Annotated in this window: 19 protein-coding genes; 11 read left to right on the top strand and 8 right to left on the bottom strand. The window is 68.7% G+C overall.

The window, feature by feature from the left end; all coding sequences use genetic code 11:
- The first annotated feature begins 93 nt into the window (after positions 1–93).
- Both AC5JJ2_RS13300 and AC5JJ2_RS13295 read left to right on the top strand, forming a co-directional pair.
- Positions 94–1368 carry an FHA domain-containing protein gene (locus AC5JJ2_RS13300; RefSeq protein ID WP_495858480.1) on the top strand — a complete coding sequence of 425 codons (1275 nt, stop codon included), beginning with the start codon at positions 94–96 and terminating at the stop codon, positions 1366–1368.
- A gap of 193 nt (positions 1369–1561) precedes the next feature.
- Positions 1562–2719: a DegT/DnrJ/EryC1/StrS family aminotransferase gene (locus AC5JJ2_RS13295; RefSeq protein ID WP_495858479.1), complete on the top strand. Its 1158-nt coding sequence runs from the start codon at positions 1562–1564 to the stop codon at positions 2717–2719.
- Between the two features lie 73 nt (positions 2720–2792).
- Here the strand turns inward: AC5JJ2_RS13295 and AC5JJ2_RS13290 are convergent, their stop codons facing one another.
- Together AC5JJ2_RS13290 and AC5JJ2_RS13285 are read right to left on the bottom strand one after the other, a co-directional pair.
- Positions 2793–3248 carry an acetyltransferase gene (locus AC5JJ2_RS13290; RefSeq protein ID WP_495858478.1) on the bottom strand — a complete coding sequence of 152 codons (456 nt, stop codon included), beginning with the start codon at positions 3246–3248 and terminating at the stop codon, positions 2793–2795.
- Between the two features lie 18 nt (positions 3249–3266).
- Positions 3267–4592, bottom strand: a complete 1326-nt coding sequence (locus AC5JJ2_RS13285) for a serine hydrolase domain-containing protein (RefSeq protein WP_495858477.1) — start codon at positions 4590–4592, stop codon at positions 3267–3269.
- 286 nt (positions 4593–4878) lie between these two features.
- On the opposite strand from AC5JJ2_RS13285, the gene AC5JJ2_RS13280 reads away from it, so the two are divergent.
- The 3 genes from AC5JJ2_RS13280 (at position 4879) to AC5JJ2_RS13270 (ending at position 7704) form a co-directional block, all read left to right on the top strand.
- Positions 4879–6360 (top strand): DUF1501 domain-containing protein, encoded by a 1482-nt coding sequence (locus AC5JJ2_RS13280; protein WP_495858476.1) that lies wholly within the window; start codon positions 4879–4881, stop codon positions 6358–6360.
- A 447-nt stretch (positions 6361–6807) separates the two neighbouring features.
- The gene (locus tag AC5JJ2_RS13275; RefSeq protein ID WP_495858505.1) at positions 6808–7209 is read left to right on the top strand and encodes an ankyrin repeat domain-containing protein; all 402 of its coding nucleotides are present in this window, start codon (positions 6808–6810) and stop codon (positions 7207–7209) included.
- A gap of 285 nt (positions 7210–7494) precedes the next feature.
- Positions 7495–7704 (top strand): carbon storage regulator, encoded by a 210-nt coding sequence (locus tag AC5JJ2_RS13270; protein ID WP_495858475.1) that lies wholly within the window; start codon positions 7495–7497, stop codon positions 7702–7704.
- 51 nt (positions 7705–7755) lie between these two features.
- Here the strand turns inward: AC5JJ2_RS13270 and prmC are convergent, their stop codons facing one another.
- From prmC to AC5JJ2_RS13255, 3 genes are read right to left on the bottom strand one after another with little or no spacing between them, the layout of a single operon-like run.
- The gene (gene prmC, locus AC5JJ2_RS13265) at positions 7756–8619 is read right to left on the bottom strand and encodes a peptide chain release factor N(5)-glutamine methyltransferase (RefSeq protein WP_495858474.1); all 864 of its coding nucleotides are present in this window, start codon (positions 8617–8619) and stop codon (positions 7756–7758) included.
- 40 nt (positions 8620–8659) lie between these two features.
- A complete protein-coding gene (locus tag AC5JJ2_RS13260; RefSeq protein WP_495858473.1) occupies positions 8660–9517 on the bottom strand; it encodes an RpnC/YadD family protein in 858 nt (285 codons plus the stop codon).
- A gap of 4 nt (positions 9518–9521) precedes the next feature.
- Entirely contained in the window at positions 9522–9767 is a 246-nt protein-coding gene (locus AC5JJ2_RS13255; RefSeq protein ID WP_495858472.1) for a DUF7660 family protein, read from the bottom strand.
- Between the two features lie 117 nt (positions 9768–9884).
- On the opposite strand from AC5JJ2_RS13255, the gene purM reads away from it, so the two are divergent.
- The 4 genes from purM (at position 9885) to AC5JJ2_RS13235 (ending at position 12696) form a co-directional block, all read left to right on the top strand.
- Positions 9885–11000 carry a phosphoribosylformylglycinamidine cyclo-ligase gene (purM, locus tag AC5JJ2_RS13250; protein ID WP_495858471.1) on the top strand — a complete coding sequence of 372 codons (1116 nt, stop codon included), beginning with the start codon at positions 9885–9887 and terminating at the stop codon, positions 10998–11000.
- Between the two features lie 15 nt (positions 11001–11015).
- Positions 11016–11510: a DUF6756 family protein gene (locus AC5JJ2_RS13245; RefSeq protein WP_495858470.1), complete on the top strand. Its 495-nt coding sequence runs from the start codon at positions 11016–11018 to the stop codon at positions 11508–11510.
- 91 nt (positions 11511–11601) lie between these two features.
- Positions 11602–11772 (top strand): 50S ribosomal protein L33, encoded by a 171-nt coding sequence (rpmG, locus tag AC5JJ2_RS13240; protein WP_495858469.1) that lies wholly within the window; start codon positions 11602–11604, stop codon positions 11770–11772.
- A gap of 63 nt (positions 11773–11835) precedes the next feature.
- A complete protein-coding gene (locus AC5JJ2_RS13235; RefSeq protein WP_495858468.1) occupies positions 11836–12696 on the top strand; it encodes a phosphoribosylaminoimidazolesuccinocarboxamide synthase in 861 nt (286 codons plus the stop codon).
- Between the two features lie 6 nt (positions 12697–12702).
- On the opposite strand, the gene AC5JJ2_RS13230 is transcribed toward AC5JJ2_RS13235, so the two are convergent.
- The 3 genes from AC5JJ2_RS13230 to AC5JJ2_RS13220 form a co-directional block, all read right to left on the bottom strand.
- A complete protein-coding gene (locus AC5JJ2_RS13230; protein WP_495858467.1) occupies positions 12703–13140 on the bottom strand; it encodes a VOC family protein in 438 nt (145 codons plus the stop codon).
- Positions 13141–13392: 252 nt separating this feature from the next.
- Complete coding sequence (gene nagB / locus AC5JJ2_RS13225; RefSeq protein ID WP_495858466.1) at positions 13393–15267, bottom strand: glucosamine-6-phosphate deaminase; 1875 nt, start codon at positions 15265–15267, stop codon at positions 13393–13395.
- An 86-nt stretch (positions 15268–15353) separates the two neighbouring features.
- Positions 15354–16115, bottom strand: a complete 762-nt coding sequence (locus AC5JJ2_RS13220) for a DUF459 domain-containing protein (RefSeq protein WP_495858465.1) — start codon at positions 16113–16115, stop codon at positions 15354–15356.
- Positions 16116–16311: 196 nt separating this feature from the next.
- Here AC5JJ2_RS13220 and AC5JJ2_RS13215 point away from each other — a divergent pair, with 196 nt between their 5' ends.
- Positions 16312–18795, top strand: a complete 2484-nt coding sequence (locus AC5JJ2_RS13215) for a hypothetical protein (RefSeq protein ID WP_495858464.1) — start codon at positions 16312–16314, stop codon at positions 18793–18795.
- 182 nt (positions 18796–18977) lie between these two features.
- On the top strand, positions 18978–19952 hold the full coding sequence (locus AC5JJ2_RS13210) for an ABC transporter ATP-binding protein (RefSeq protein ID WP_495858463.1): 975 nt from the start codon (positions 18978–18980) through the stop codon (positions 19950–19952).
- The last annotated feature ends 73 nt before the right edge of the window (positions 19953–20025 follow it).

Genomic DNA, 20025 nt, shown 5'->3' with positions numbered 1-20025 from the left:
AGCGAATCGTGCGCGGTGGCGCTTCTTCCCCTCGTTCGCCGGTTTGCTCTATAGTTGATAGTTTCGCCTCACCCGGAAGTCCGAGGACGCCCGTTGAACCCCACCGCGCTGGCCCGGTTCGCGACGAGCTGCGGGGCGTTCGCCCCGTTAGAAGTCGCCGTCGAGTACCTCGACGGGACGGTCGCGGCCACCGGCGTCCTCCAGCAGCCGTTCGCGCTCGTCGGCCGCGATTCGGCGTGCGACATCGCGCTCAGCTCGGACGAGATCGAACCGCAGGCGGCGTTCCTGCAAGTCATCGGCGGGCAGGTGTTCGTCGGCGACCTCGGCACGCGGGCCGGCGTCCGGTGGCACCACGGCCGCCACCCCTACGGGTGGATGTTCCCGCGGGAGCCGATCGCCGTCGGCCCGTTCGCGCTGCGGTTGACGCAGCCGGTGTCGCCGCACCCCGCGCCGTTCGGCGCGACGTTCCACCCGCTCGTGGCCGGGCCGGACGTGCCGGCCGGGCTGCCGCCGGTGGCCGTCGAGTTCCGCACCGGGCAGGCCGACCGCACACGATGGCCGGTGAACCGCGTGCTGACGCTCGTGGGGTCCGCGCCGGAGTGCAAGATTCACCTCGGCGGCCCGGACGTGGCCCCGCGGCACTGCTACCTGTTGCACACGCCGGACGGCCTGTGGGTCGTCGATCTCACCGGCCACACGCGGATTTTGGTGAACGGCACGCCCACGCGGTTCGCCCGCCTCGGGGAAGCGGACGAGCTGACCGTCGGCCGGTTCGTGATGAGTTGCACGTACCCGAACCCGATGGACGACGACGGCCTGGTGTCGTTCGACGACGTGCCGCGGGCCGTGCCGCGGGTTCCGGACCAGAGCAGCTCGACGCAGACGGCGCGGCGGCCGAAGGGGTTCGACCTGTCGCCGGGCGAGATCGCGGAGCTGGAGGCCCGCCGAACGACGCCGAAGACGGACTTCGACGTGGAGCTGCCGCCGCCGGGCCGGGGGGAGCCGGAACCGGCCGACTGGACCGCGGACGAGCCGACGGACCAGATCCACCGCCCGGCCGGCGTCGGGCCGCTGAGCGAGGGGGAGATCGCGCTGCTGGCCCCGGACTCCGGCGAGCTGGCGGCGACGCCGATGCCGCGGCCGCTGTTGCGGCAGCTCGCCGAGCTGCACGGGCGGATGGCCGCGCAGTTCCTGGAGGCGCTGCGGGGCCGGTACTCGGACGAGGAGTTGGCCCGGCTGGTGGACCTGACCCGCGAGCTGGCCGCGGCGCAGGCCGAATGGCTGGCCGCGCCGACGGAGGAAGCGTGGACGCGGCTGACGGAACTGCACGCCGAGCGGGAGACGGCGTGGGAGGCGCTGGCAAAGTAGTAGACACACTCCGTGTGCCGTCTGCTGTGCGCCGCGGTGAGTTCCGGCAGGTCTCCGCGGCCGGCAGGAGACGGCACACGGAGTGTGCCTATTACTATCGCCGAACCCGGCTTGACACGTTCCCCCACTTCCGCGTAATCCCCAGCACCGAAACGCGATCCGAAACAGCCACCCACGGGGAAGGATTCCCACGATGTCCGACCGGCCCGCGCCCGTCCCGCTGTGCGACGTGAACGCCCAGTACCGCGCCCTCCAGCAAGAAACCGACGCCGCCGTGCTGCGGGTCCTCGCGTCCGGGCTGGCGATCAACGGCCCGGACGTGGCCGCGTTCGAGCAGGAAGCCGCCGCGTACTGCGGCGCGAAGCACGCCGTCGGCTGCGCCAACGGCACGGACGCCATCCTGCTCGCGCTCGCGGCCCTCGACGTCGGCCCCGGCGACGAGGTCATCATCCCGCCGTTCACGTTCTTCGCCACCCTCGGCTCCGTGCTGCGGTGCGGGGCGACGCCGGTGTTCGCCGACGTGCAGCCGGACACGTTCAACATCGACCCGGCCGAGATCGAGAAGAAGGTCACCGCCCGGACGCGGGCGGTCATCCCGGTCCACCTGTTCGGCCAGTGCGCGGACATGACGGCGATTGAAGTTGTTGCGGCCAAGCACGGGCTGCACGTCATCGAGGACGCGGCCCAGTCGTTCGGCGCGAGCTACCGCGGCAAGAAGTGCGGCAGCTTCGGCGCGGTCAACTGCTTCAGCTTCTACCCGAGCAAGAACCTCGGCACGCTCGGCGACGCCGGAATGGTGACGACGAACGACGACCGCCTCGCGAAGAAACTGCTCGCGTACCGCAACCACGGCAGCGAGGTGAAGTACTTCCACAAGTACGTCGGCTGGAACGCCCGGCTGGACACGCTGCACGCCGCCATCCTGCGGGTGAAGTTGCGGCACGTCGATACGTGGATCGCCGGCCGCCGGGCCGCCGCGGCGCGGTACGACGCGATGCTCGACAGCCACGGCCTCACCGGGTTCCTGCGCCGCCCGGTATCGAAGCCGGACCGGACGCACACGTTCAACCAGTACACGATCCGCGTCGCGGCGAAGGACCGGGACGACCTGATGAAATTCCTGAAGGACAACGCCATCGGGTGCGACGTGTACTACCCGCTGCCGCTGCACCGGCAGGAGTGCGTCCGCCACCTCGGCCACCGCGAGGGCGAGTTCCCGGTGAGCGAGGAGGCGTCGCGGGCGGTGCTGTCGCTGCCGATGTTCCCGGAGATCACGGCCGAGCAGCAGCGGCGGGTGGTCGAGCGGCTCGCGGCGTTCGCGGAATCGCGAACCGTGCGCCGCGCGGCGTAACCACGGCGAACGGCACGGCGTGAGCGTGCCGGTGGAGCGCTCCACCGGCACGCTCACGCCGTGCCGTTCGCCGTTACGATGACACCCACCGCAGGTGCAACAGCGGGTACGGCCGGCCCTGGCCGTCCACCTCCGACCGGCCTTCCACGACGAACCCGCACGCCTCGTAGAAGGCGCGGCCCGCCGGGTTCTGCTCGTTGACCTCGACCGTCAGCTCGCGGTGCATCGCCTGGGCGTGCCGGACCAGCCGCCGCCCGACCCCGCGGCGCTGCCACTCCGGGGCGAGGAACAGCGACTCCATGTTGCTCCCGGCCATCCCCATGAACCCGACGGCCGTGCCGTTGTCGTCGGCCACGACCCAGAACTCGGTGGCGTCGGCCGCGAGGTAGTCTCGCACCTGCGGCGTCATGTCGCGGACGTCGTCGGCGGACACGAACCCGTGGGTCGCGCGGACGGCCCGCAGCCAGATATCCAGGAGGTCGTCCCGGTCGGCCGGCGTCGCCCGGCGGATGTGGATTGCGTCGCTCATGGTCCATCCTCGGTACGATCACTTCTCCTTCGTGAACACCCGCTCCCCGCCCCGCCGCTTGACCGTCATCCGGCCCTTCGCCACGTCGAACTCGATGACCACCACCCCTTCGATCTGGAACTTGGTCTCGGCCGTCGCCTCCAGCGGGACGGCGGAACCCGCACCGGGCGGCTTGAAGAACAGCGTCCCGCCGTCCCGGGTGATCGTGAGCTTCGCCGCCGCGTCCGGATTCGTGTACTCGCCGACGTACTTGTCCAGCACCTCCGGGGCAACGGCAACCGACTCCAGGGCGGGGACGGTGAACGGCTTCCCGTAGTAGACGTCGATGACGCCGCGGACGATGTTCTCCACCGGGTACACCTTCGCGTTCGTGGTGTACGCGACCGCCAGCCTTTCCTCCGGCAGGTACGCCAGCCACGCCCCGTAGTTGTCGGCCCCGCCGGCGTGCCCGTAGAACGTCTTCCCGGCGAACTTGTACCGTTCCATCCCCAACCCCATCTCGTCCCCGTCCCGGATGGTCCTCATCCGGTCGAGGCTCTCCTTCGAGACGACCTTTCCGTCGAAGAGCGCCTGGGCGAACGCGGCCAGGTCGCCCGGCGTGGACACCACGCCGCCGCCGCTGAAGAGGACGCTCGGGTGGGTTTCCGGGACCGGCTTCCAGTCTTTGCCGAGCCGCATGTACGTCAAGGCCTCGTTCTTCTTCCCGTCGATGGCCCCGGTCGCCAGGTACGTGTCCTTCAGCCCGACCTTCGACGTGATCCGGTCCCGGAGGGCTTCCCCGTAAGGCTTGCCGGTCACCCTCTCGATGATCAGCCCAAGGAGTTGGTAGCCGGAGTTGCTGTAGCGGAACTTGGCGTCCGGCTCGAAGTCGGGCTTGCCCTTGGCGATGAGGGCGAGCATCTCGTCCCGGCCCAAGGGGAGTGTGTTCGCGTTCGGCCCGTCCCGTTGGACGTTCGGGACGCCGCTGCGGTGGGCCAGGAGGTGGGCGACGGTGATCGTCCGGGCGTTCGGGACTTGCGGGCAGAACTGGTCGAGGGTGTCGGTCAGCTTCAGTTTCCCCTCGTCGACGAGCTGGAGGACCATCGCGGCGGTGAACGTCTTGGTGATCGACCCGATCCGGAACCGGCTCGCCGCGGTCAGCGGGTCCTTCGCGGTCCCATCGATCCGGCCGTAGCCGATGACGCGGGCGTAGACCACCTTCCCGTCTTTCACGACGGTCAGGCTGCCCATCGCCTTGCCCTTCTCGGCCAGCCGGGCGAAAAATTGGTCGAGTTTGGCCGTGTCCGGCGGGGTCTGCGGTTGGGCCACGCAGAGCAGGGTTGCCAGCAGAATGTCTGTAAACATGAACCGCCTCCTTGTAACTTTGCAGTACAAAGTATACGGCCGCTTGAGCGTGTCAAGAAAAAAGGCCTGGGCTTCGTCAGATCAAGTTGGATCGACCTGCGCCTGTGTTCGGCTCCTGGTCGTCACATCGCCGTCAATTTGCTAACGCCTACGCGACGTCCACCCGAGCGATCTCTGTTCGTCACCTTACCGCCCCGCCGATTTCCGTTGCACGTTTCCGCGCCGCGGCGCATCATAGTAGCACCTGCCTCTGCCCGCACGTTTCCCGCCTGCCGAGGAGCGGTTCATGCTCCGTGTACTGGGGTCCGAGAAAACGCTCTGCTCCGGCGTCACCCGCCGCGACATGCTCTGGGCCGGCGGCCTCAGCCTGTTCGGGCTGACGCTCACCGACTACCTCCGCGCCGCCACGCCCACGCCGGCCAAGAAGGACGCGCACTTCGGCAAGGCCAAGTCGTGCATCCTCCTGTTCCTCTACGGGTCGCCCAGCCAGCTCGAGTTCGCCGACCAGAAGCCGGACGCCCCGGTCGAGATCCGCGGGGAACTCGGGTCGATCGCGTCCAGCCTGCCCGGCTGCCAGGTGTGCGAGCTGCTGCCGAACACCGCGAAGGTGATGCACCACGTCACCGTCGCCCGGTCGCTGACGCACAACCAGCCGATCCACGGCGTCGCCTACGCGACCACCAGCGTGCCGGACATCGACGTGCAGATGGAACTCAACCCGCACGACCAGAAGCACTGGCCGTACATCGGGTCGGTCGTCGCGTACCTGGAGAAGCAGCACGGCCGCGGCAAGAAGCCGGTGCCGGACAACGTGTTCCTGCCGTGGCCGATGAGCAGCCAGCGGACCGGCGAGGTGGCGCGGGCCGGCCCGTACCCGGCGTTCCTCGGCAACGAGTACCGGCCGCACTTCACCCAGTTCCACGGCAAGGCGAACCGGAAGATCACGAAGACGCTGACGACCAGCACCGTCGAGTTCGACGAGCCCTACGTCGGCATCGACCCGGACGCGTACTTCACCCTCGGCGACGGGACGACGCTCCCGGCCGACGTGACCGTGGACCGGCTGAACACGCGGAAGTCGCTGTTGGAGCAGCTCGACGACGCCCGGCGGGTGCGGGACAAGATCGACACCCGCGACCCGTTCCGCGAGTCGGCCTACGGCATGATCGGCAGCGAGAAGATTCGCCGCGCCCTCGACGTGCGGCGGGAGACGCCGGCGACGCGGGACGCCTACGGCCACTCGCTGTTCGGCCAGTCGTGCCTCGCGGCCCGGCGGCTGGTGGAGGCCGGGTCGCGGTTCGTGACCGTGTTCTGGGACGAGTTCGGCCTCGCCGGGTCCGGGTGGGACACTCACTGGGAGCACTACCCGCGGATGAAGGACGAGCTAATGCCCGGCTTCGACCGCGGGTACGCCGGGCTGATCGCCGACCTGCACGCGCGGGGGATGCTGGACGACACGCTGGTGATCGTTCTGAGCGAGCACGGCCGGACGCCGCAGATCAACAAGGCGAAGGGCGGCGGCCGCGACCACTGGGCGCAGGCGTACACGGCGCTGTTCGCCGGCGGCGGCACGGCCCGCGGCCGCGTCGTCGGGAAGACGGACAAGATCGGCGGCACGGTGGTCGATTACCCGATCTCGCCGAAGGACGTGCTGGCGACGGTGTACCACCTGCTCGGCTACGACCTGGAGACGACACTGACCGACCGCGTCGGCCGCCCGCAGGTGCTCGTGCCGACGGGCCGGGTGATCCAGGACATCCTGGCGTGACGAGTAAGATGTGTTAGGCGGAATGGGTGGTGTCTCGGGGGCCAGTCATGCCTTCAGAAGAAGACAGTGCATATTGTGGCCGGTGTAAGCGACAGGTTCTCATTCGACGCCAAGTCCCCAACCACTTGATCCACGCTGTGGTGACACTGTTTACGTGTTTCTGGGGCGTGGTTTGGCTGGTCATTGCCTTGTTCGGCAACAGCTACTGGCGATGTACCAGATGTGGCTCGAACAACCTTTACGAGTGACGAACGGCGAATCACCATGAATCACTTCAACCGCCGTCAACTCCCCGCCGCGCTCGGCGCGGGCGTCCTTCTCACGGGGGCCGTCATGGCCGACGACAAGAAACCGGAGCCGGCGAAGGGACCGACCGAGGCCGCGTTCGAGCGGGACTACACGGCCCCGACGTTCAAGCCGTCGTGGAAGAAGCCGCAGGTCAACCGGCTGCTCGTGCAGGACTTCGTCGTCTTCGCCCACAGCGACCTCGCGATGACGAAGAAGCTGCTGGCGAAGGAGCCGGCCGTGCTGAACGCCGCGATGGACTGGGGCGGCGGCGACTGGGAGACGGCCCTCGGCGGCGCGTCGCACATGGGGAACCGCGAGATCGCGCTGTTCCTCATCGAGAGCGGGGCGCGGGTGGACCTGTTCGCGGCCGCGATGCTCGGGCAACTGGACGTGGTGAAGGCGCTGCTCGCGCTCCAGCCGAAGCTGATCGACGCGAAGGGGCCGCACGGGTTCAACCTGCACTGGCACGCGAACGCCGGCGGCAAGGACGCGGCGAAGGTTCTCGACTACCTACAGTCGGTGAAGAAAGTGGACCTGCCAAAGTTCCCGATGAAGAAATGACGCCGGGTTCTACCGGTCGTGCGGGTTGTTGCGGTCGCGTGAAGATTGGCCGGTTCCATTCCGTCCGGTCCGCCTTACCTCTTGCGCAAGGCGGCGTCTATGGTAGCGTATCATTGTGCCTTCAGAGCCGGCGTGTCGTGCGACCTGCGCGTAAATTAACGCTGGTGACAGGATTCCCCCCGGTCGGTCGGCACATTTCCCTACCCGGATTCACTGCCTCGCCTCGTTTATGACGTAAGTTTGCTCACATAACGGGACACCACGGAAGAACTACAGGAGGGTGCCATGCTGGTCCTCAGCCGGAAACTCGGGGAAAAAATCTACATCGGGGAAAATATCTGCATCACGGTCGTAGACATCGACCGGGGCAAGATTCGCCTCGGCATCGAGGCCCCGCGGGACGTGCCGATCTACCGCCAGGAACTGCTCCCGCTGCACCAACAACAGCAGCTCGCACAGGTCCACGCCAAGCCCGTCGCGGCCCCCGGTGGCTGATCTCGAGAGTTGAACCAACAGGCGGCGACGGTCGTGGACCGTCGCCGTTTTTCATTCACACGTCCCGACGACGACCCGCGGCCGCCCGGCCCGGTCCTTCCGCACCTTCGACGTGAAGTCCGCCGCCTGAAACAGCGCCGTCACTGCATCCCCCTGCGTGTGGCCGATCTCGACCATGAGCGCCCCGCCCGGCTTCAGCCACGCCTTCGCCTCGGCCGTCAGCCGGCGGTAGAACGCGAGGCCGTCCGTGCCGCCGTCGAGCGCGACGCGGGGTTCGTGGTCCCGCACTTCCGGCATCAGCGTTTCGATTTCCGACGGCGGGATGTAGGGCGGGTTGCTGACGATCAGGTCGAACGTCGTCCCCGGTTGCAGCGGGGCGAACAGGTTGCCGGTGAGCAACCGCACCCGGTCCGCGACGTTGTTCCGCTTCGCGTTCCGCCCGGCGACCGCGACGGCGTCCGGCGACACGTCCACGGCGGTGACGGCGGCGGTCTTCACCCCGGCCGCGACGCTGACGGCCACGCACCCGCTGCCGGTCCCCACGTCGAGGGCCGTCGGCGTCGGCCGCTTCTTCAGGAACTCGATCGCGGCATCGACGAGTGTTTCCGTGTCCGGCCGCGGGATGAGCACGGCCGACGTGACCTCGAACGGCAGCAGGTAGAACTCGCGGACGCCGACGAGGTAGGCGGTCGGGCAACGGTCGAGCCGCTTCTGGACGAGCTGCCGGAACGCGGCCCGCTCGCCGTCGTTGGGCTGCTCGTCGTACCGGACGATGAGGTCGATCCGCTTGCAGCCGAGGACGTGGGCGAGGAGCAGTTCCGCGTCGAGCCGGGGGGAGTCGAGGCCCTTCTTGGCGAAGTGGTCGGCCGTCCAGGCGAGCAGGGCCTTGATCGTCCAGGTCGTCTTGTCGGCCATCGGCGGCGGTGTCCGTTCCGGGGAGGCGTGCGGGTGACCCCTATAGTACCAGTTCCGCGGGGGAAGTAATTGTCAGAACTTGACGAATGGCAGCTTGGAGTTTCGCGGTGTCACGGGACAGCAAAATGCGAGCGCGGAGTTCGGGCGACATCGGGCCGAACTTCTCTTCGAGCAGGTCCATAAGTGACACCTTCAAGCCTTCCACCTGACCCACCTCTTGACCCCTACGAATGAGTGCCTGGTAGACCGAGGATTCTTCCATCTCCTGCACCCCCGAAAAGAGCGACTTGATTAACTCTGCATCATACCGCAACCCCATCAAAATGGAACTGCCGGCGAGGAAGCGGGCACGGGCTTGAGGCTCCGGTATCTCGCGACTCGCGCGATCCGTCAATCGCCCGACGAGTTCCGGCAGTCGCATGCGGGCTTCGTCGGTAAGTAGGCCGAGCGGGACCGTACCCAAGCCGCCGTTCAATAGGTCGTCCGCCCTCAAATCCCAGACGCGGACCACCTCGTAGTCAAAGGTCAAGAAGGTCTGGCCGTCGTGTCGGTTTCGGGCCACCCGCCCGGTGATGGTAGAGGCGTTCGCGTCACGCCGGAGCAGGATCGCCACGGAATGAACGGGGCCGCCGTAGCAACGGTTGAGGTAGATGTTGTACTCGAGTACCCGGTCGGGCAGGCCGCGGTCCCAACTGGATTGGACTTCCAGGTGCAAGAGGCCCGCCTTCCCCGGCAGCCGGAATACCTTATCCGCCGCCACTTGCACCGTCGAAACTTCTGGATCGAGCGGGATCAGTGGCCCCGGCGGCAGTCCGAGCAGCGGGGCCAGCCACGCCCCCCAATCGGGACCGCAATCCTCAAGGATTTGCTTCAGCGTGGCGTCGTAGTGCTTGGGCATGTGTTCACTCATACACCGCCGCGCCGGCAAGAGCAATGGCGAACAGCCGCCACTGTGCGACCTCCGGGTCGGTCCCCGGCTCGTTGTTTCGGCACCAGCCGTCGGGGTCGTGCAAGTAGCGGGCGAATGCGTCAAGGAAGGACGGCAGCGAAGTATTCTCCCAAGCGGTGGGGCTATCTTCCAGGCTCGCTGCCAGATGGGTTACAAAGGATGCCAAGTCCGTTCGCGATTGCACGGCGTTTTCGTTCATGGTGTTCCCTCGCATTCGGTGCAGCCTATACTCGCACCCGTACTGCAGATGTCAATTCACGGGAAGCCCGCGCTGCCTTCCATAAAACCACGGTGTCCCCACCTTCCGAGCGTGCCGATGGCGAAGTCGCTGACCTACCAGGATGCCGGGCTGAACCTGGAAACCTACGCCCAGACGATGGCCGGCGTGCAGAAGCTCATCGCCGGGACGTGGGGGCCGAACGTCATCCGCGCCCCGTTCAAGGGGGCCGGCGGCAAGGGCGGGAGTTTCGCCAGCCTCTACGACCTCGACCCGCCCGGCGGCGGCGGGCTGTTCGGCCGGCTGTTCAACCGCAAGTACAAGCGGCCGGTCCTCGTCACCTGCACCGACGGCGTCGGGTCGAAGCTCAAGATCGCCATGCTGGCGAACAAGTTCGACACCGTCGGCATCGACCTCGTCGCGATGAGCGTCAACGACCTCATCTGCACCGGCGGCGAGCCGCTCATGTTCCTCGACTACCTCGCGATGGACACGGACGACCCGGCCCGCACGGTGCAGCTCGTGAAGGGCATTGCCGACGGCTGCGCCGAGTCCGATTGCGCCCTCGTCGGCGGGGAGACGGCCATCCTGCCGGACTTCTACCGGCCCGGCGAGTTCGACCTGGCCGGGTTCTGCACCGGCATCGTCGAGCACGCCGGGATCATCGACGGGTCGCGGATCGAGATCGGCGACGCGGTGATCGGCCTCGCCGCCAGCGGCGTCCACTCGAACGGGTACAGCCTGGTGCGGAAGGCCGTGTTCGACGCGGCCGGGCTGACCGTGGACGCGCACGTCCCGGACCTCGGCACGACCGTCGGCGACGTGCTCCTCACCCCGACGCGGCTGTACGTCCGGCCGGTGCGGGCGGTGCTGGAGCACTACCCGGTGAAGAAGAAGGGCGTGATCCACGGCCTCGCCAACATCACCGGCGGCGGGCTGCCGGACAACGTCGGCCGCATCCTGCCGCCGGGCCGTCGGGTGCGGATTCGGCGTGGCAGTTGGCCGGTGCTGCCGGTGTTCCCGTGGCTGCAACGGCTCGGCAACGTCGAGCAGGCGGAGATGGAGCGGGTGTTCAACATGGGCGTCGGGTTCGTGATGGTCGTGTCGCCGAGCTTCGCGGACAGCGTGGTGAAGCAGCTGAAGGCGCTGAGCGTCGAGGCGTGGCCGATCGGCGAGGTGACGGCCGGCGAGGCGGGCGTGGAGTTGGTGGATTAGACGAGGTTAAGCGCCATGTCGCGTGAATCCTTCCGCGATACGCTGGTGGCGTCCGCGGCCGAACTTGGCTACTCGCATGATCGGTTTCGGCCGCTCGAGGACGAGGAGGCAGGGCGAGTCGCTTCGGCGGTCGAAGCGACCTTTGGTGACGCGGCGAACGGGGCGATGGTTGGTTGGTGGTATTCGACGCGATCCTGTCCCTTGCCGACCGAGTCTCGGTGCTTCCGTGAAGGCGGGTGGCGGTACTTACTTGATGTGGCTTTCGGACCGACCGACCGCGTGTGGTTATTGACGGAAAACTGGGGCGGCGGTCCTCCGATAACTCTTGCCTTCGAGAGCACGGCGGAAGTCGTTCTGGCGGTTTTGGGGAACACCTTCGGATTTGAGTACATCGTCGTCGATCAACAATTCCGGTGGCTGTTCGCAGAGGACCACGAAGACTGTGTGATGGTGGCCGGCACCGAGGCGGTAAGACGGCTACAAGCAATTCCGGGAACGACCGCGAGCTGACAGGGATAGACGTTTCGTTCTCAACTCTTATACTTTCTGTTCGTATCCGGGTGCGAACGTTCCCCGGCAGACCTTGAATCGGAGGCCGACCATGGCGAAGGGCAAAGAGGCTCGCCACATCATCAAGCTCGTGAGCAGCGAGAGCAACCACTGCTACTTCACCGAGAAGAACAAGAACAACACGAAGGACCGCATCCAACTGCGGAAGTACGACCCGACGCTGCGGAAGCACGTCATGTACAAGGAAGCGGGCAAGCTGTAACCCGGCCGCGAACCCGGCGAACGCCCCGCATCTCGCGGGGCGTCGTCATTTCGGGACTTCCCCATGCTCCAATCCTCGATCCCCGGCGTGCCCCGGCGGCAGGGCAAGGTCCGCGACGTGTACGACCTCGGCGACACGCTCGCCATCGTCGCCACGGACCGCATCAGCGCGTTCGACTGGGTCATGCCCACGCCCGTCCCCGGCAAGGGGCGCATCCTCACGGCCATGACCCGGTTCTGGCTCGACTTCCTCGCCGTCCCGAACCACTTCCTCAGCGACGATGTTTCGCAACTGCCCGCCGCGTTCCGACCGTTCGCAGCCGACCTGGCCGGTCGGACGATGATTGTGAAGAAAACGACGGTCATCCCCATCGAGTGCGTGGCCCGCGGCTACCTCGCCGGGTCTGGGTGGAAGGAATACAAGCGGCACGGCACGGTCTGCGGCATCCCGCTGCCCGCCGGGCTGATGGAAGCGGACCGGCTCCCCGAACCGATCTTCACCCCGGCGACGAAGGCCGAGACGGGGCACGACGAGAACATCGGTTTCGACGAGATGGCGAAGGCCGTCGGCCGCGACACGGCCGAGGAGCTGAAGGCCCGCACCATCGACATCTACCGCCGCGCCGCGGCGCACGCCGAGTCGCGGGGGATCCTCCTCGCGGACACGAAATTCGAGTGGGGCCGCCTGCCGTCCGGCGAGGTCATCCTCATCGACGAGGTGCTAACGCCGGACAGCTCGCGGTTCTGGCCGAAGGAGTCGTACCGGCCCGGCGGGTCGCCGCCGTCGTTCGACAAGCAGTTCCTTCGCGACTGGCTCGAAACGACCGGCTGGGACAAGGCCAGCCCACCGCCGGAGCTGCCGGCCGACGTGGTCGCGAAGACCGCCGCGAAGTACCAGGAGGCGCTCGACCGGCTGACCCGGTAGCGGCGGTCACTGCGGCGGGCCGCCGGGGACCATGACCATCCACTCGATCCCGAACTTGTCCGTCAGCATGCCGTACTTCGGCGACCAGAACGTCTTCACCAGCGGCATCGTCACCTTGCCGCCGGCCGCCAGCGCGTCGAACGCCCGGTCGGCCTCCGCCTCCGTCGGCACGGACAGCGCCAGCGAGAACCCGTGGTACTTCCCGCCGGACCCCTCCTCGCACCCGTCGGAGCCGAACAGCACCGTGTCGCCGACGCGGAAGCTGCTGTGCATGACCTTCTTCTCGAACCCCGGCTGCAACATCCCCTCCGGCGGCTGCTCCGGGCTTTGGTCGAACCGCATCACCATCTCGACCTGCGCGCCGACGGCGTGCTTGTAGAACTCGAGCGCCTCCTCGCAGCGGCCGCCGAAGAAGAGGTAGGGCTGAACGATCTTGGCCGACATTGACGGTCCTCCGGGTGGTGCGGGCCGGCGGCGGGAGGCCGCCGGCCCCGGTCTACCAACACGTCGAACCGGCCGTCGGGGGATCGACAGCGGAAGTGGAAATTTCTGTCGCCGTTCACCCGCCGCGCGTCACGAAAATGGGTTCCGTACCGCGTACCGTGTACCGGGTACTGGGTACTCGGTACCGGGTACTGGGTACTGGGTACTCGGTCAGCGGGAACCAATTCAAAACGACGCCGCGGCCGGCCGAGGTCACTCCTCCCACTTCACGAACGCTTCCATCGCGTAGTACTCCGGCAGCCCGAGCGCGTCGAACGTCTTCGCCGTGCCGAGGTTGCGGTCCTCGGCCCGCTGCCAGAACTCGCGGCGGTCCGTCCCGCCGGGGAACATCGCCTGGTCCTTCTGCGACTGGTGGCGGAAAATCGCCTGCTTCTTCCGCTCCAGCACGTCCGGCGACAGCGGCACGGCCATCTCGACCTCGTGCGGCTCCCACTCCTCCCACGCCCCCTTGTACAGCCACACGTCGAACATCTGTTGTTTCTTCCGCACCCGGCGGACGGCCTCGTAGATCGCCTCGGCGCACGTCCGGTGCGTGCCGTGCGGGTCGGACAGCTCCCCGGCCACGTAAATCTGCGCCGGCGTCAGCCGCTCGAACAGCCCGATGATGTCGTCGATGTCCTGCGGCTGGATCGGGTTCTTCGTCACCGTCCCGGTCCGGTAGAACCGCAGGTTCATGAACTCCAACTGGTCCGGCGGGATGCCGCACGCCAGGGCGGCGGCGCGGGCCTCCGTCGCGCGGATCATCCCCTTGATCGACAGTAGGTCCGGCGAGTCCGGCTGGCCCGGCTTCTTCTCGTCCAGGAACTTGTACACCCGCTCCTTCACCGTCCCGGCCGACGACTTCTCCCCGCCCTCGCCGAACCCGCTCAGGAACTCGTCCACGAAATCGACGAACCGCCGGGCGTCGTGGTCGAACACGGCGATGTTCCCGCTCGTCATGTACGCGATGTGGACCTTGTGCCCCTGCTCCACGAGGCGGATGATCGTGCCGCCCATGCTGATCACGTCGTCGTCCGGGTGCGGGCTGAACACGAGGATCGACTTTTTCTCGCCCTTGCCGGCCGGGTAGTGCTGGATCGTGCCGAGCCGGTCGTGGAACACCTGCTCGCCGATCTTCTCGGCCGGCCCCTTCTCGCGGAGCAGTTCGTACAAGAGGTGGTCGCGGAAGTCGGCGTCGTTCAGCTTCTGCAACCCCTTCTTCACGCTCAACGACAGCCCGACGACGGCCCGGCGGACGGTTTCGGGGGTCCAGTCGCACGGCCCGACCTCCCACGGCCGCTTGATCGCGGTCAGTTCGGCGGCGGCGGCCGTGTCGAGGAGGAACAGGGCGTTCGCGTGGTCCTGCAAGAAGCTCGCGGTCACGGCCTCGGACGGCGGCTGCTCGAGCGCCTTGTACACGACCGGGGCCTTGTGCTCGCCGAACGCCATGAGGAAGATGCGGCGGGCGTCCAGGATGCTGGCGACGCCCATCGTGATCGCCTGGGCCGGGACGTTCTCCTCGCCGAAGAAGCCGGGGGCGGCGTCGCGGCGGGTGATGCTGTCGAGCGTGACCATCCGCGTGCGGCTGTTGTGCGGGCTGCCGGGTTCGTTGAACCCGATGTGCCCGGTCCGGCCGATGCCGAGGATTTGGATGTCGATGCCGCCGGCCGCCTTGATCTTCTGCTCGTAGTCGGCGCAGAACGCCTCAATCTCCTCCGGCCGCAGCGTGCCGTCCGGGATGTGGATGTTCTCCCACTTCACGTTGACGTGGTTGAAGAACGTCTCGTGCATCCACCGGAAGTAGCTGTGCGGGTCCTCCTTCGGGATCGGGTAGTACTCGTCCAGGTTGAACGTGACGACCCGCGACAGGTCGAGCTTCTCTTCTTTGTGGAGGCGGATGAGTTCGCGGTACAGGCCGACGGGCGTGCTGCCGGTGGCGAGGCCGAGGACGGTCGGCTTGCCGGCGGCGTTGCGGGACCGGACGAGCTTGTCGATCTCGCGGGCGACGAACGCGGACGCGGCGACGCTGTTCGGGAAGGCAATGGTGGGGACGCGGGTGTGCGGCAGGTGGTGGACCGTGGCGGCCATACGGCGAACGTCTCCGGCGGGGGTGAGTGAAGGGGTGTTGTACTAACCACGAAAGCCCCGGCACGGCCGTGCCGGGGCGTCCGCCCTCACTTCAACAGCGCCGCGACCGGCTTCGCGATCGCGTCCGCCCAGATCGCGTACCCCTTCTCCGACAGGTGCAGGTAGTCCGGCATCGTCCCGACCGGCAGCCCACCGGTTTCGTCCAGGAACTTCTCGCCGATGTCCAGGTACGTCACCGCCGACCCGTCCGCCAGCTTCGCCAAGAGCGCGTTCACCGCCGCCGTCTTCGGGTGCAGGTCCTCCTTCGCCACCACCTTCACGCCCGCCTCCGCGAGCGGCTTGCCGGGCTTCGCGCTCCGCGGGAACACCCCGAGCAACAGCACCTTCGCCTTCGGCTTCTGCTTCTTGAACTCCGCCAGGATCGCCTTCACCCCGTCCGCGATCTGCTCCGGCGTGTTCGCGGCGAAGTTGTTCGTGCCGATCATCATGACGATCACCTTCGGGTCGATGCCGTCGAGTTCCTTCCCCGCGGTGACCCGCCACAGGACGTGCTGCGTCCGGTCGCCGCCGATGCCGAAGTTCGCCGCGTTCCACGCCTTGAACTTCTCGGCCCACACCGCCTTGCCGGCCCCGTCCCACCCGCGGGTGATCGAGTCGCCGATGAACAGCACGTCCACGTTCCCCTTCTTGGCCCGCTCGACGAACCCCTCGTGCAGCTTCACGGACCGGTCGTCCTTCCGCTGCAGCGGGACGGCGGCGTCCTCGGCCGGCTTGTCCTGGCCGACGGCGGTGAGGGCGAGGGCGGCCGCGAGCAGGGCGGCCGTCGGGCGACGATGGCAAGAGAGCATGGTGGAACCCACAACGTGAAGGAAGGAGGGAACCGCGCCGGTCCGGCGCGGCCCCGGTATTGAACGACGCCGGCCGAACGGCGGCAACGCGGCCCGCCCTCATCAGGCTCTCACTTGACTCCCCGCCGGCCGATCCCGACATTGAACCCACGCTCGGCCCGCCGCGCCCCCCGCCGCCACCGCCGCCACCGCCACCATGACCGACCCCCGCCGGCTCGTCGTCGCCCTCGCCGTGACGGCCCTCGCCTCCGCCGCCGTCCGCGGCCAGGACCCCTCGCCGCTGAAGCTGCTCGGCCTCTACCCGGCCGGGCTGCGGGCCACCGTCTCCGACCGGTGGAGCGAACTCACATTCACCGTCGCCAATCCGGGGCCGACGCCCCGCGACGCGCGGGTCGTCGTCGGCTACGCCGGCGCGGCCGAGACCGGGTACGGGCGGGACATCTCCGTCCCGGCGAACACGGCCGTGACCTCCTGGGTGACGATCGGCCCGGCCCCGGCCGCCGGGGCGAGCATCAGCCGCGAAATCCAGATGGTCCTGTACGACCGGACCGGCGGCACGCCGGTCGTCGTCCGCCCGGCGACGGAGGAGCGGACCCGCGGCCGGGCCGTGCTGTACCGGCCGAAGGAGACCACCACCGCCCTGTTCGTGGACGACCCGGCGGAGGAAGACCTCACGTCGTTCCGCCGGCCGACGCCGGACCAGGAGGCGCTGACGCTGCTCCGGGTGCTGCGGGCGGTCCGGAACCAGTCCGAGCACGTGTCCGTCGTCCGGGAGCCGCGGCTGCCGACGACGCCGGAGGCCTACGACGGGATCGACCAGATCGTGCTGGCGAACGACCGGCTGAAGGCCGACCCGCTCACCCGCGCCGCCGTCCGCCGGTGGGTCGAGCAGGGCGGCTACCTGTGGGTGATGCTGGACCAGGTCGATCCCGACTTCCTCGCGGCCCTGTTCGGGGAGGAGTTCGCCCCGCACGTCGTCGGCCGGACGAGCCTCACGGGCGTCCGGGTCCAGTCCCGGCTGGGCAAGGACCCGCGGCCGAACCCCGGCGACAAGGCCGGGCTGCGGGAGTACGAGCGGCCGGTCCCGTTCGTCCGGGTCGCGGCGTCCGGGCACGAGAGCGTCCTCCTTTACGCGGACGGGTGGCCGGCGGCGTTCACGCAGCGGCTCGGCCGGGGGAAGGTGCTGTTCACCGCCCTCGGCCCGACCGGGTGGCACCGGCCGCGGGCGGCGGCCGCGAACCCGCGGGCCAGGGGCGGGGACCCGCCGTCGCCGTTCAAGGACATCCCGGACCTGCCGGTCGCGCTGGACCACCTGCTGGAGCTGTCCGCCGACATGAAGCCGGTCGAGCACCCGTTCGCCCCGGCCGACCTGCAGCCGCCGCTGATGGACGAGATCGGGTACGCGGTCCCCGGCCGCGGGGCGGTGGCGGCGACGCTCGGCGGGTTCGTGCTGGCCCTGTTCGGCCTGTCGTTCGTCGTCCGCCGGTCGCGGCGGACGGAACTCGTCGGCTGGCTCGGCCCGGCGGCGGCGGTCGCGGCCGGCGGGCTGCTCGTCGGCCTCGGCAGCGCGTCCCGCAACGCCGTCCCGCCGACCGGGGCGACGGCCGAGATCGTCGAGGCCATCCCGGCGACCGACGAGGTCGTCCGCCGCGGGCTGTTCGCCACGTACCACCCGGCGTCCGGCCCGGTGACGCTCGCCGCCCCGGCCGGCGGGCGGCTCGCCTTCGACTTCGCCGGGCTGGAAGGTCAACCCCGGACGCGGGTGCAGACCGACCTCGACTCCTGGCGGTACGAGAACCTGCAACTGCCGGCCGGCGTCCGGCAGGGGCCGTTCCGCGCCACGACGGCGACGCCGATGTCCGCCGTCGCGGCGTTCGGCCCGGACGGGTTGCGGGGGACGTTCACGGCCCCGATGTTCCGCGACCCGACGGACGCCGTCCTCGCCGCCCGCGGCCGCGACCCGGTGGCGGTGCGGTTCGCGGCCGACGGGGCGTTCGCCGTCGGCCCGGCCGACGCGCTGTCGCCCGGCCAGTTCGTCGCCGGCGCGGTCCTGTCCGACCGCCAGCAGCGGCGGCAGGACGTGTTCCGCAAATTGTTGACGCCGGCCCCGCCGGACCACTTCGGCGACCGCGACCATTTGCTCGCGTGGACGACGGCCGCCCACGTCCCGTTCGCGACGACCGAGGGTGCCCGCACGGTCGGGGCGTCGCTGGCGGTCGTGCCGGTCGAGTACCGGCCGCCGCCGGCCGGGACGCGGGTACTGGTCCCGCGGGCGTTCGTCCCGTACCGCCGGGTGCTGGACGGCAACGCGATCGGCATGACGACGGAGTCGGCGTACCCGATCGACCTGCGGGTGCGGTTCCAGGTCCCGCCGTCGGTCGTCCCGCTTGAGGTGGAGAAGGCGACGGTGACGGTAAAAATGAAGGCCGGGTCGCGGAAGGTGACGCTCGGCGGGTACGCCGGGGAGAGGCCGACGCCGCTGCGGGTCGTGGACGGGCCGACGGAGCCGGTGGTGCTGGAGGTGACCGACCCGCAGCTGCTGAAGCTGGACGCCGCCGGCGGCTGGCACTTCCAGCTCGCGGTCGGCGGCGCGGCGGCCGGCGGCGGCCGGCTGGACGAGGTGTGGACGATCGAGTCGCTGGGCGTCGAGTTCGTCGGCACGACGGCGGCGCGGAGGTAGGGCGGTCGGGCCAGTTTTCGTAGGGCGGGTCAAGGCTTTGCGCCGACCCGCCGGGGGACCGCAACCACACGCTGAAGAAACGCTGAGGGGCTGGGCGCGACGGCGGGTCGGCGCAAAGCCTTGACCCGCCCTACAAGAGGCGAGCCGGCGTTCGCGAATTGGCAACATTTGAGGGAACCCTTATGGGCAGCGACGGGCCGGTCATCGAGACGAAGGAGCTGACGAAGAAGTACGGCTCGTTCGTCGCCCTCAACGGCCTGTCCATCGCCGTGGACCGCGGCCAAATCCTCGGGTTCATCGGGCCGAACGGCGCGGGCAAGACCACCACCATCAAAATCCTCGTCGGCCTCGCCCGGCCCACGTCCGGGACGGCGACCGTCGCCGGGATCGACTGCGCGAAGGACGCCCGCCGGATCAAGCGGCTGCTCGGGTACATGCCGGACACGTTCGGCTCTTACGACAACATGCGGGTCGGCGAGTACCTCGACTTCTTCGGCGCGGCCTACGGCATCGGCCGCCGGGACCGCGGCAAGCGGATCGACGAGGTGCTGGAGGTCGCCAGCGCCGGCAAGTTCAAGGACCTGTACGTCGAGAGCCTCAGCCACGGGATGAAGCAGCGGGTGGCCATCGCCCGCACGCTGCTGCACGACCCCGTCGCGCTGATTCTCGACGAGCCGGCCAACGGCCTCGACCCGCAGGCCCGGATCGAGATGCGGCAGCTCCTGCTCGACCTCGCGGCCCGCGGCAAGACGCTGATCGTGACGAGCCACATCCTGCCGGAGCTGGCCCGCATCTGCGACAAGTGCGCGATCATCACCCGCGGCAAGCTCCGGGCCTACGGCACGCTCGCGGAGATCGGCCGGCAGCTCAGCCAGCTCCGCACGATGGAGGTGCTGGTGGCGAACGACCGCGACCTGGACCGGGCGTGCGAGTTGATCCGCCCGCACGTCGAGCCGCACGCGGACGTGACGGCGTCGCCGGCCGAGTTCGCGGTCCGGTTCCGGACGGCGAAGCCGGACGAGGAGTTGGCCGGCGTGCTGGCGGCGCTAGTGGCGGCCGGCGTGCCGGTGACGCAGTTCCGCGAGGTGCAGACCGACCTGGAGGAGGCGTTCATGACCGTGGCCCGGTCCGACGACGAGCCGGGGGCGAAGTCGTGAACAAAGACACTCTCGCGGGTCGGTCGGTCTTGGCTTTGTTCCCTCCCCCCTTGGGGGGGAGGGTTAGGGAGGG

The sequence above is a fragment of the Limnoglobus sp. genome (assembly GCF_059499385.1).
The sequence above is the reverse complement of the archived record's forward strand: the minus strand, read 5'-3'. Positions and strand labels throughout refer to the sequence as shown.

What these genes read in the sequence shown, in the direction of transcription:
- AC5JJ2_RS13295 (WP_495858479.1), top strand. Translation starts at nt 1,562, where the DNA reads ATGTCCGACCGGCCCGCGCCCGTCCCGCTGTGCGACGTGAACGCCCAG.
- AC5JJ2_RS13290 (WP_495858478.1), bottom strand. Translation starts at nt 3,248, where the DNA reads ATGAGCGACGCAATCCACATCCGCCGGGCGACGCCGGCCGACCGGGAC.
- AC5JJ2_RS13285 (WP_495858477.1), bottom strand. Translation starts at nt 4,592, where the DNA reads ATGTTTACAGACATTCTGCTGGCAACCCTGCTCTGCGTGGCCCAACCG.
- AC5JJ2_RS13280 (WP_495858476.1), top strand. Translation starts at nt 4,879, where the DNA reads ATGCTCCGTGTACTGGGGTCCGAGAAAACGCTCTGCTCCGGCGTCACC.
- AC5JJ2_RS13270 (WP_495858475.1), top strand. Translation starts at nt 7,495, where the DNA reads ATGCTGGTCCTCAGCCGGAAACTCGGGGAAAAAATCTACATCGGGGAA.
- prmC (WP_495858474.1), bottom strand. Translation starts at nt 8,619, where the DNA reads ATGGCCGACAAGACGACCTGGACGATCAAGGCCCTGCTCGCCTGGACG.
- AC5JJ2_RS13260 (WP_495858473.1), bottom strand. Translation starts at nt 9,517, where the DNA reads ATGCCCAAGCACTACGACGCCACGCTGAAGCAAATCCTTGAGGATTGC.
- AC5JJ2_RS13255 (WP_495858472.1), bottom strand. Translation starts at nt 9,767, where the DNA reads ATGAACGAAAACGCCGTGCAATCGCGAACGGACTTGGCATCCTTTGTA.
- purM (WP_495858471.1), top strand. Translation starts at nt 9,885, where the DNA reads ATGGCGAAGTCGCTGACCTACCAGGATGCCGGGCTGAACCTGGAAACC.
- AC5JJ2_RS13245 (WP_495858470.1), top strand. Translation starts at nt 11,016, where the DNA reads ATGTCGCGTGAATCCTTCCGCGATACGCTGGTGGCGTCCGCGGCCGAA.
- rpmG (WP_495858469.1), top strand. Translation starts at nt 11,602, where the DNA reads ATGGCGAAGGGCAAAGAGGCTCGCCACATCATCAAGCTCGTGAGCAGC.
- AC5JJ2_RS13235 (WP_495858468.1), top strand. Translation starts at nt 11,836, where the DNA reads ATGCTCCAATCCTCGATCCCCGGCGTGCCCCGGCGGCAGGGCAAGGTC.
- AC5JJ2_RS13230 (WP_495858467.1), bottom strand. Translation starts at nt 13,140, where the DNA reads ATGTCGGCCAAGATCGTTCAGCCCTACCTCTTCTTCGGCGGCCGCTGC.
- nagB (WP_495858466.1), bottom strand. Translation starts at nt 15,267, where the DNA reads ATGGCCGCCACGGTCCACCACCTGCCGCACACCCGCGTCCCCACCATT.
- AC5JJ2_RS13220 (WP_495858465.1), bottom strand. Translation starts at nt 16,115, where the DNA reads ATGCTCTCTTGCCATCGTCGCCCGACGGCCGCCCTGCTCGCGGCCGCC.
- AC5JJ2_RS13215 (WP_495858464.1), top strand. Translation starts at nt 16,312, where the DNA reads ATGACCGACCCCCGCCGGCTCGTCGTCGCCCTCGCCGTGACGGCCCTC.
- AC5JJ2_RS13210 (WP_495858463.1), top strand. Translation starts at nt 18,978, where the DNA reads ATGGGCAGCGACGGGCCGGTCATCGAGACGAAGGAGCTGACGAAGAAG.